Origin of the sequence: Actinomyces sp. HMSC065F12 (assembly GCF_001814535.1) — a bacterium.
Lineage (GTDB): Bacteria > Actinomycetota > Actinomycetes > Actinomycetales > Actinomycetaceae > Pauljensenia > Pauljensenia radingae_A.
The window spans coordinates 1-9,554 of record NZ_KV816997.1 but is presented as its reverse complement, the minus strand read 5'-3'; the positions used below and the strand labels follow the sequence as shown (position 1 = coordinate 9,554).

Here is a 9,554-nt window from a genome sequence, read left to right as displayed (position 1 = left end):
GCACTTTCGCGCTACTTTTTAGGGGCTTGTGCACACCGGGCACTGGCAGAGCAGTAGCGTCAGTGCATTAGGAAGTTTATGGAGGACCGGACACGCCCACCCCATACACATATTTCGGGCATTAAACCCGGCTCGGGCCACCGCCACACACAAAAAAGCCGGGGCACCGCCAACACAATGTCCACGATGTCCCGATACATCACAAGAGTGCGCGAGGGGGGACTTGAACCCCCACGTCAAAGACACTGGAACCTAAATCCAGCGCGTCTGCCAATTCCGCCACTCGCGCGCGACATTTATCTTACGCGGCATCTATTCTAACGGTTTCTAGCTGGCACGGGCTCCCTCATGGCTCACGCCTCGCGAGACACCGGACACACTTCCCGCCGAGCGGTCGACTCGATCGTTGCTTCAGCGATCACCTGCGTACCTCGGTACAGCACCAGCGACTGGCCCGGAGCCACGCCGCGGATCGGATCAGCTAGATCCACACTCAGTGCAGGCGCAGCGTCGCCCTCGTCAATATGAACCCCGGCGACAACGGAGGGCGTTCCGTGAGCGCGCACCTGCGCGGTCAGGACATCCTCGGGGACATCTGCCAGCATCCGTCCGGCCACCGCAGACCCGAACGCGACGGTCGCCTCCTGATCAACAGTGGCGAGGGAGCGCGGCGCCATCCACACCACGTCGGTGGTCGAAATGTGATCCACGCTCAGCAATTCAGCAGGCCCCACGATCACCTGATTGGATTGTGGATTGGTGCGCAGAACGTAGCGCGGCTTGCCGTCAGCGGCCGGTCGTTCCAAACGCAGTCCGCGGCGCTGCCCCACCGTGAAGTTCCAGTATCCACCGTGTTCACCCACGATGTTGCCGTCCGCATCCACGATCTCACCCATGTCCTTGCCAAGGGCGCGCTGCAGGAAGCCCTGCGTATCGCCGTCAGGGATAAAGCAGATGTCGTAGGAATCGGGTTTGTTGGACACGCCCAGTCCGCGCCGATCCGCCTCGGCACGCACCCACGCTTTATCCGGCGCATCGCCTAGCGGTGTGATAACACGAGAAAGCTCCTCGCGCCCCATGATGGCCAGCACATAGGACTGGTCTTTTGCTTCGTCGCGGGCGCGATGCAGCTCGGGACCATCCGGACCGTCGATAACGCGCGCGTAGTGCCCGGTGCACACGGCATCGAAACCGAGGGTGCGGGCGCGATCGGCCAGTTCACGGAATTTCACGAATTCGTTGCATCGCACACACGGGTTGGGAGTATGCCCCTGGCGATATTGATCGACAAAGTCGGTGATGACAGTTCGTTCAAACTCCTCTGCCAGGTCCCACACGTAGAACGGCACGCCCAGTGTCTGCGCCGCGCGGGCGGCGTCCCCTGCGTCCTCCACCGAGCAGCATCCGCGTGAACCGATGCGGCATTCCTGACGCTGGCTGGACAGCGCCATGTGAACGGCAACCACATCATGGCCTGCTTCGACAGCGAGCGCACACGCCACAGCAGAGTCCACTCCCCCTGATAGTGCAGCCAGGACCCTCATCTGTCCTCCTTCACAACATGTCCCCGTTCATCGAATCCGTCCATTGCCTGCGCCTGCGAAAGCGCGTCAGGTAGAGCCTGACACAGTGCGCGCACATCGTCGAGGGTTGTTGATGTGGAGACGCACACACGTAGCACGCCCAGTGCTTCACGTTCCGATCTGCCCATTGCCGTGACCACCTCAGACGGGCGTGTCACACCAGCATGGCAAGCAGAGCCTGCTGACACCATCACACCGGCTCGGTCCATCGCCATGAGCACCACTTCGGGGTGTGCGGTCGGCATCGACAGGTGAATGATCGAGGGCACGGTGGGCGCATCCCCCACCGTCGCTGACACGCCCTCAGGCAGGTGGTCAAGGATCTCGCGACGCATCTGCGAGCAGTGCCGATGCATCTGATCCCGCTCAGAAGCACATTCGACCATCGCGGCAGCCAGGGCGACCGAGCCCGCCACGTCCGGTGTTCCCGAACGGATTCCGCGCTCATGCCCCCCACCGGGTCGGTCCGTTGTCAACGGGATGCCGCGCCGCGCGACCAGGATGCCCGTCCCCACAGGCGCACCCACTTTATGTCCCCCGATGCTCAGCAGGTCAGCGCCGAGGGTGTCCATGCTGATCGGCAGGCATGAAAAGGCCTGAGCCGCATCCGTGTGAATGATGGGGCGCTGACCACGCGCAGCTCTTACCGGATCATTACCGGCAGCGCCGAACATGTCGGCAAGCTGGGCAACCGGCTGAATGGTTCCCACTTCCGAGCACACCGTGCACACCGACACCACCGCCAAGTGCTCACTGAGGTGTGCAGCGTCGAGCTCGCCAATGAATGTGATGCCCTGAGCGCTGGAAGGCAGTACCTGCCACGTGAATCCGGCAGGTTCAAGGACCTCGCGCTGATGTGCCACTGCGTCATGTTCGAGGGCGGACACTGCCACAACGCTGCGTGCAGGGTTGACAGCCCGCACCGCCCGAGCTGTCCCCGCCACGGCGAGGGCGTCAGATTCAGTGGCGCCGGATGTGAAGAGCACTTCGTGCAGGTTCACACCCAGCAGGTCTGCGATCTGTTCGCGCGCATCGTCCAGCATCCGGCGGGCAGCACGCCCACCCGCATGCAGGGAGGACGGGTTGCCGGGGGTGGCCGTCAAGTCATGTTGGGCTTTCAGCCACGCTTCCCGGGCAACGGGCCGAAGCGGCGTGGTCGCCGCAAAATCCAGATAGTGCGTGGGCGTGGTCATTGGTCCTTTCGCGCCCGCAGATCCTCCAGAGCCTGCGGAACGACCTCGAAGATGTCGCCAACGATGCCGAAGTCAGCGATCTCAAAGATCGGAGCATCCGGGTCATCGCACACGGCAATGATCGTGTCGGAGGCTTGCATACCAACAGTGTGGTGGATTGCGCCGGACACGCCCAGGCCGATGTACACCGACGGTGCCACTGACACGCCGGTCTGGCCGATCTGGATGGAACGCGGTACCCACCCTTCATCTGAGGCAACGCGGGTTGCACCCACCGCACCTCCAAGTTCGTCAGCCAGCTGTTCGACCAGTGAGAAGTCTCCGCCGGTGCCGCGCCCGCCGACCACGACGACGTCTGCGTCGGTCAGTGACACGCGTCCGTCACCCGCGGCGTGAACGGATTGTGGGACCTGAACGGCGTCGGCTTCTGCACTGAACTTCACGGGCACGGTGGTCACGTCAGGCGTGGTCGCCGTCTCTGCGTCCTCGGCCTGAACAGACGAGGGCCGCAGACCGATAATCGGCGTGCCGCGAGTGATTTCCATTGTCGTTTCCCATGTTCCGGCCAGAACTGTCTTGGCTGCGTGGAGAACGCCGCCGCTGATATGCACATCTGACACGTCAACAGCCGCACCCGAGTCGAGCTGGACAGCCAGCCGAGCGGCAACCTCTCGCCCTCGGTAATTCGCCACACACAAAATGGCGGCAGCATCTGGAACGCGGTCGAAGCAGGCTCGAACCGCGTCCGCCACAACAGCACTGATGCGCGGCGAATGGCCGGCAAGGTCCGGGCTCAGGACGTGCGCCACGCCCTGCGCTCCCAACGCCTCCATGTCCGGCGCACTGTTCAGAGCGATCGCTGTAATCGGCCCGGTGGTCAGTGAGCGTGCCAGTGTGAGGAGCTGGTGCGATGCCGGGGTCAGCGTGTATCCCTGCGCGTCGTCACCCGTGTGGTCGGTCATCACCAGCAACGGCTGGTCAAGTGTTTCTGCCATAATCAGCACTCCTCCATCAGGTAGCGAGCCAGTTGGTGACCGCCGTCTCCCGAATCGGCCACGATCGTGCCCTCACCGTCGCGTTCACGTTCCTGCGCATCAAGGACGTTAATGGCACGCGGAGCGCCGTCCTGGCGAATCTCATCGAGCGACGCATCGTCCACATCGTCCAGTGAGAGCTCGTCGAGCGGCTTGGAACGCGCAGCACGCATCGTCTTGAACGAGGGATAGCGCGGCTCATTGATCTGGTCGGTTACCGACACGAGGACAGGAGTGGAACTGGTCAGCGTGTCATCGAAGCCATCAGCGGTGCGCTGAATCGTCACAGTCCACGGCCCTTCTTCCTCGCCCGTCAGGCTCATCTGATGGGCAAGACCCAGGTATGGCAGATGAAGGACCGTGGCCAGTGCCGCCGGCAGCGCCGAGGTGAGAGAGTCAAGTGCGGCCATTCCGGTGATCACCATGTCGAGAGGCTCATCCTCGCGTAGCAGGTCGAGTGCGGCTCCCAGCACCCGCGCCGTGGTGACCACGTCTGCACCTTCGAGACGCTCATCAGTGACGAGGATGGCGCGGTCGGCTCCCATTTGAAGTGCGCGCACGAGGGCATCTTCAGCGTCCTGCGGCCCCATTGTCACTGCGATCACTTCACCTCCGTGTTCTTCGACCAGGGAGACGGCAGCCTCGATCGCGTTTTCATCGAGTTCATTGAGCACGTCATCTTCTCCGCGTACCAACCGCCCGTCTTCGATACGACGCTCCGATTGGACGTCAGGTACGTGCTTGACACATACTGCAATTCTCATGCCTTTAGCGTGCCACACTTTGAGGCGAACCTCGTGGTGGCTTACGTTACGTCCACCAGGGGCGTCTCAGCTCCTCGCGAAGAAATGCGCGCTCAGAGCCGTCATTGAGACGCATGACTGGGGGTGATCACTTACAATCGAGACAGGTATTGTGCCTGCCTGACACACGTTTGAGAGTAAATGGATAGTAAAAGAAACATGGTGCCCAGCTCCGATCACGACTTCGCCGCTCCTGCACCGCGCATCCCCTCACCGAATCCCACACCTCGCCGGATCGGAGTGTATGCGCGTGAAGGCGGAATCGACGTTGCTGTTGTGGCGCGCCATGCGACGCGCGTGGATCTGTGCATCCTGGCAGATGACGGTACGACACGTGAAAAGCGCTGGTCATTGCTCGGACCCGAAGACGGAATCTGGCATGGGCACCTGGACGGCGCAGGCCTGGGAACGCACTACGGTTTCCGAGTCCACGGCCCGTGGGATCCTGACGCCGCAATGTTTCACAATCCGGCAAAACTTTTGCTGGACCCTTATGGGCGCGGCCTGGCCGGTTCGGTGCAGATGGGGGCTGCCGTTCACGCGCACACCGTTGACGAGGACCTGTACCCGGCAACCTATCCGCTGGAACAGTCTGACCTGAATTCAGCACCCTACATGCCGCACTCGGTTGTCGTGTCCACGCAGTTCGACATTGCTGACAAACCACGCACACCGTGGGACCAGACCGTGATCTATGAGCTGCACGTCAAGGGCTTCACGCTCAATATGCCTGACATTCCGGATGACCTGCGGGGAACTTACGCAGCACTGGCGCACCCCGCAGCGGTGGACTATCTGAAGAAGCTGGGCATCACGGCTGTGGAATTGCTGCCCATCCACGCCAAACACGATGAGACGTTCCTGATTGAACGCGGGTTGACGAATTATTGGGGTTATTCGACGCTGTCGTTCTTTGCCCCTGAACCGTCGTACGCTACCGAGGCTGCACGCAGGCGCGGCGCTCAGGGTGTGATTGATGAGTTCCGAGGCATGGTGTCGATCCTGCATCAGGCCGACATCGAGGTGCTTCTGGACGTGGTCTATAACCACACATGCGAAGGGTCGGAAACGGGATCGACACTGTCGTGGAGCGGTTTTGACGCACCGCTGTACTATCGATTCGATCATGGGCGCCCTCGTCGCATGATCGACGTGACGGGAACGGGCAACTCGCTGAACACGGACGAGCCACTGGCCATGAAAATGGTGCTGGATTCGCTGCGCTACTGGTCGCGCGAAATGGGGATCGATGGCTTCCGCTTCGATCTGGCGGCCACGCTTGGACGCTTCTCAACGGGCTTTGCGCCGATGCACCCTCTGCTTATCGGGATCGGAACCGATGAGGACCTGTGCCAGGACAAGCTCATTGCCGAGCCGTGGGACATTGGCCCGGGCGGGTGGCAGACCGGTAATTTCCCCTCACCATTTTCTGAGTGGAATGATCGTTACCGCGACACGGTGCGCGAGTTCTGGCTTTCCGATTTCAGGTCCCTGGCAATGGGTCGCGGTGCGATCGGCCCGATGAAGCTGGCCACACGCGTGTCCGGCTCTTCTGATCTGTTTGCTCACGGTGGTCACCGTTTTGACGGACCGCGGCGCTCCGTGAATTTCGTGACAGCTCACGACGGGTTCACCCTGGCTGACCTGACCGCTTTTGATCACAAACACAACATGGCGAACCTGGAACAGAACCGCGATGGAACGACGAATAATCATTCGTGGAACCACGGCATCGAAGGCACTATTGCGCAGACTCCGGTCGATGACGCTCACGACGCGCTGAACGGGTCGCCAGCCAGCTCTGACTTCCTGCAGGACATTTACCCCACGCGTCACAGGAGCCAGCGCAATTTGCTGACGACGCTGCTCACCTCGTCTGGTACTCCGATGATTGTGGCGGGCGATGAGTTTCAGCGCACGCAATTCGGCAATAACAACGCCTACTGCCAGGACTCTCCCATCTCATGGATCGATTGGAACATGTCGGACTCGCAGAAGCAGCAGCTTGCCACTGTTCGCTGGCTGCTGGCCCTGCGACGTCATCATCCGGTCTTACGTCCCTCCCTTTTCGCAGATGGCAGGATAGCTGAGGGCGATGTCATAGCCGATCTGGGGTGGTTTGATCGTGACGCTCACGACATTGCGCAGGATGGCTGGGCTCAGGAGCACAACCGTGTCTTCCAGATGCTCCGTTCGGGGTATCAGCTGGGTGACCGCGACGCCCTCGTTGTGGTGAATGGAACATTGGATGTTGCCACGGTTCGTCTGGTGAGCGGGCGCGGCTCTGACTGGTACGTCGTCATGGATACCTCCTGGTCGTGCCCTTCCGATGGCGGTATCAACGTCGAGGGAGACATCGAGCGCCTGGAACGCGGGCTTCCTGACAGACTGGAAGTTGTCCGTTGTGGGGACGAAGTGACGATCGAGCCACAGTCCGTGATCGTCATGTTGTCAGCACGCACCCCTCATCATTCGGTAGACTACGGGCGTGACTAGTAGTGAAGACCAACTTGAAAATTCCACCAACCACGCTTCGCTGGAACGGGCAAAGACCCGATCCGTTGAACTTGAGGAAGCCATTGATCAGGATCCGTCGCGATTCCGCATCCTCACCGGCGACCGGCCGACCGGAAAGCTGCACCTGGGGCACTATTTCGGCACGTTGAAGAACCGCGTGGAACTGCAAAACCGCGGCGTTGAAACGTGGGTTCTGGTGGCCGATTATCAGGTCATCACTGACCGCGACGCTGTTGGCCCGCTGCGCCAGCGCGTCCTGGGCCTCGTTGCCGATTATCTGGCCGTGGGTATCGACCCAAAGCGCAGCATCATCTTCAATCACTCGGCAGTGCCGGCACTGAACCAGTTGCTGTTGCCGTTCCTGTCATTGGTCACCGAGTCTGAACTGCATCGCAACCCTACGGTCAAGTCAGAGCTTGATGCGACGAACGGTCGCGCCATGTCGGGATTGCTGCTGACCTACCCGGTGCATCAGGCTGCAGATATCCTGTTCTGCAAGGCGAACCTCGTGCCGGTGGGACAGGACCAGCTCCCCCACCTGGAGCAGACACGCCTGATCGCTCAGCGTTTTGACCGCCGCTACGGGCGCGCCGACAAGGAGCATCCTGTTTTCCCGCGCCCTGACGCGTTGCTGTCGAAGACCCCGCTGCTGCTGGGCACCGACGGCAACAAGATGTCAAAGTCTCGTGGCAACACGATCGAGCTGGATATGACTGCCGATGAGACGGCGCGTGTGCTCAAGAAAGCCAAGACTGATCCTGATCGCGTCATCACCTATGACCCGGAGAATCGACCCGAGGTGTCGAACCTGTTGATGATGGCGTCACTGGCCACTGGCGAGGATCCCCACGCCATTGCCGACCGTATCGGCGATGGTGGCGGCGGCACGCTCAAATCAGTCGTGACCGACGCGCTCAACGAGTTCCTCGCGCCGATCCGCGAGCGCCGTGAAGAGCTGGCCGCTAACGAGGATTACCTGCTGGAGGTTCTCCATCACGGTGATGAAGTCGCCAATGAGCAGGCTGATCGCACGCTGGCTGAGGTGCGTCGCGCGATGGATATGGTGTACTGAGCGAGCCAAGGTTTGCGTAAGCTGGCCATTTTTAGATCAGCTTTTCCTTGCTAGAAACCCGGTTTGACCTGCGGTAATGTGCTCCCATGAGTACTGTTGTCGAAGCGGCGCGCGGTGAACGACAGGGCTTCATTTCCTCCAAGCTCAACTGGCTGCGTGCAGGAGTGTTGGGAGCCAATGACGGCATTGTGTCGATCGCCGGTCTACTGATCGGCATCGCCGCTGTCGACCCCACGAACACACATGCCATTGTCATTGCGGGGATTGCCGGAATCGCCTCGGCAGCACTGTCAATGGCAATCGGCGAATACGTGTCGGTATCCACTCAACGTGACACTGAGCGCGAAATTGTCCGCCTGCAGCACGTGGCACAGAGCCGCAATCCCGGCCACGCTTTCAACGAGATCAAGCAGGTGTGTCTGCAACGCGGCATGAGCGAGGAGAGCGCGCACCAGGTTGCCTCGGACCTGTCCTCACATGAGCCGGTCAATGCCGTCATTTCATTCAAGTACGGCATCGATTCGGATTCACTGACCAGTCCGTGGGCTGCGGCCGGCAGCTCCTTCATCGCATTCGTCAGCGGTGCTGCCCTGCCGATGCTGACAATGGTTCTGGCTCTCCCACCGCTTCGCATCGTGGCAACCTTTGTGTCTGTATTTGTGGCTCTCGCATTGACAGGGTGGATCAGCGCGTGGCTGGGACGCTCTCCGCGCCAGAGGTCGGTCCTGCGACTGGTGTGCGCCGGCAGTGCGGCAATGATCATCACCTACGCGATCGGTCGGCTGCTGGAAGGCGCGTCAATGGTGTGACGAAACAGTTTTCTCAGTTCTCGAACCTACGATGAGTCGCACTGTTTCCATTTGTCAATTCGCTCACGTATACGCCTTACGTCCATGAGCAGGACAAACGGTACACACAGTTGAAACCAGATACATTACCTTCCGCTGTGCTACGTGGTGCCTCATGTCAATTTGAGCGCGAAAGTTTTTTGGTGCCTCACATAGTTTGAGCGCGAAGCCGGGGTTAGGCGGCGTGGGTTTTGATGCCGGTGGTGAGTTTGGTTTTTCGTTTCTCGCGTGTTTTTTCCCTCTCGGCTAGTAACTGCTCGGTCGGGGTTTTGGCTAGGCCGGTGAGGATGTTTTGGTAGCGCAGGATATCGCGGGTGAGTTCGGCGGGATTGGTGTTCTCACGCAACTGACGTAATTGCTGCATTTGCGTCCTTGAAAGTGTCCCGGAGGTAAGTAACGCTCTAAAGGGGTGGTGGGGGTATCGTAGATGCGTTTGCGCCGCCCGGTGCCATCTTGGCTCCAACCGATAGGTTTCCTAGTGGGGGTGAACAGGTTCATTCGCAA

At 60.6% G+C, this 9,554-nt stretch carries 8 protein-coding genes and 1 tRNA gene; 3 read left to right on the top strand and 6 right to left on the bottom strand.

All coding sequences use genetic code 11. The features are described 5' to 3' along the window. Nucleotides 1-208: 208 nt before the first annotated feature. The 5 genes from HMPREF2975_RS07555 to HMPREF2975_RS07535 form a co-directional block, all read right to left on the bottom strand. Nucleotides 209-289 (bottom strand) — tRNA-Leu (locus tag HMPREF2975_RS07555). 64 nt (nt 290-353) lie between these two features. Further along, nucleotides 354-1,544 carry a tRNA 2-thiouridine(34) synthase MnmA gene (gene mnmA, locus HMPREF2975_RS07550; RefSeq protein WP_070726921.1) on the bottom strand — a complete coding sequence of 397 codons (1,191 nt, stop codon included), beginning with the start codon at nt 1,542-1,544 and terminating at the stop codon, nt 354-356. Next, nucleotides 1,541-2,776: a cysteine desulfurase family protein gene (locus HMPREF2975_RS07545; protein ID WP_070726919.1), complete on the bottom strand. Its 1,236-nt coding sequence runs from the start codon at nt 2,774-2,776 to the stop codon at nt 1,541-1,543. Before HMPREF2975_RS07545 ends, mnmA begins: the two co-directional genes overlap by 4 nt. Then, nucleotides 2,773-3,771, bottom strand: coding sequence for an electron transfer flavoprotein subunit alpha/FixB family protein (locus HMPREF2975_RS07540; protein WP_070726917.1), 999 nt, complete (start codon nt 3,769-3,771; stop codon nt 2,773-2,775). Before HMPREF2975_RS07540 ends, HMPREF2975_RS07545 begins: the two co-directional genes overlap by 4 nt. A 2-nt stretch (nt 3,772-3,773) precedes the next feature. After that, nucleotides 3,774-4,574 (bottom strand): electron transfer flavoprotein subunit beta/FixA family protein, encoded by an 801-nt coding sequence (locus tag HMPREF2975_RS07535; RefSeq protein WP_070726914.1) that lies wholly within the window; start codon nt 4,572-4,574, stop codon nt 3,774-3,776. Nucleotides 4,575-4,754: 180 nt separating this feature from the next. Here HMPREF2975_RS07535 and glgX point away from each other — a divergent pair, with 180 nt between their 5' ends. The 3 genes from glgX (at nt 4,755) to HMPREF2975_RS07520 (ending at nt 9,011) form a co-directional block, all read left to right on the top strand. Then, nucleotides 4,755-7,109 carry a glycogen debranching protein GlgX gene (gene glgX, locus HMPREF2975_RS07530; protein WP_227469319.1) on the top strand — a complete coding sequence of 785 codons (2,355 nt, stop codon included), beginning with the start codon at nt 4,755-4,757 and terminating at the stop codon, nt 7,107-7,109. Continuing rightward, entirely contained in the window at nt 7,102-8,202 is a 1,101-nt protein-coding gene (gene trpS, locus HMPREF2975_RS07525; protein WP_058236968.1) for a tryptophan--tRNA ligase, read from the top strand. The genes glgX and trpS overlap by 8 nt, the downstream gene beginning before the upstream one ends. Before the next feature lie 86 nt (nt 8,203-8,288). Beyond that, the gene (locus tag HMPREF2975_RS07520; RefSeq protein ID WP_070726911.1) at nt 8,289-9,011 is read left to right on the top strand and encodes a VIT1/CCC1 transporter family protein; all 723 of its coding nucleotides are present in this window, start codon (nt 8,289-8,291) and stop codon (nt 9,009-9,011) included. A 214-nt stretch (nt 9,012-9,225) separates the two neighbouring features. On the opposite strand, the gene HMPREF2975_RS07515 is transcribed toward HMPREF2975_RS07520, so the two are convergent. Then, a complete protein-coding gene (locus HMPREF2975_RS07515) occupies nt 9,226-9,414 on the bottom strand; it encodes a hypothetical protein (RefSeq protein WP_070726909.1) in 189 nt (62 codons plus the stop codon). Nucleotides 9,415-9,554 lie beyond the last annotated feature (140 nt).

Coding starts and splice junctions, on each gene's coding strand:
- mnmA (WP_070726921.1), bottom strand. CDS start 1,544: ATGAGGGTCCTGGCTGCACTATCAGGGGGAGTGGACTCTGCTGTGGCG.
- HMPREF2975_RS07545 (WP_070726919.1), bottom strand. CDS start 2,776: ATGACCACGCCCACGCACTATCTGGATTTTGCGGCGACCACGCCGCTT.
- HMPREF2975_RS07540 (WP_070726917.1), bottom strand. CDS start 3,771: ATGGCAGAAACACTTGACCAGCCGTTGCTGGTGATGACCGACCACACG.
- HMPREF2975_RS07535 (WP_070726914.1), bottom strand. CDS start 4,574: ATGAGAATTGCAGTATGTGTCAAGCACGTACCTGACGTCCAATCGGAG.
- glgX (WP_227469319.1), top strand. CDS start 4,755: ATGGATAGTAAAAGAAACATGGTGCCCAGCTCCGATCACGACTTCGCC.
- HMPREF2975_RS07520 (WP_070726911.1), top strand. CDS start 8,289: ATGAGTACTGTTGTCGAAGCGGCGCGCGGTGAACGACAGGGCTTCATT.
- HMPREF2975_RS07515 (WP_070726909.1), bottom strand. CDS start 9,414: ATGCAGCAATTACGTCAGTTGCGTGAGAACACCAATCCCGCCGAACTC.